This is a genomic window from Pseudomonas sp. HMSC057H01, from assembly GCF_001836405.1.
GTDB lineage: Bacteria > Pseudomonadota > Gammaproteobacteria > Pseudomonadales > Pseudomonadaceae > Pseudomonas > Pseudomonas aeruginosa.
The window spans coordinates 1-346 of sequence record NZ_KV828501.1 but is presented as its reverse complement, the minus strand read 5'-3'; the positions used below and the strand labels follow the sequence as shown (position 1 = coordinate 346).

Here is a 346-nt window from a genome sequence, read left to right as displayed (position 1 = left end):
TGTTCCAGGCGTACCGCGTCCGGGCTGCCGGTGGGCACGCGCAGGGCCACGGTGCGGTTGTCCAGGCCCCAGCTCGGCGCGTTCGGCACGTAGAACTGCGAACCGAAGCGGCGGTAGGAGTTGACGTTCGGGCAGAGGAAGGCCATGGAGGCCGGCAGGGTCTCGAGCACGCCGCCGATCGCATGGCGCAATGCGGCGTTCTGCTCGGGATCCTCGCTGGTGAAGATGTTGTTGCCGTGCTTGTCGAGCAGCGAGATATGCACGTGCAGTCCGTTCCCGGCCTGGCCCGGATAGGGCTTGGCCATGAAGGTGGTGTCCATCTCGTGGTCGTAGGCGATGTTCTTGA

Annotated in this window: 1 pseudogene; it reads right to left on the bottom strand. The window is 65.6% G+C overall.

Annotated elements, in window-relative coordinates:
* Window positions 1–346 (bottom strand): annotated as a pseudogene (locus HMPREF2581_RS20925) (glutamine synthetase); the annotation flags it as partial.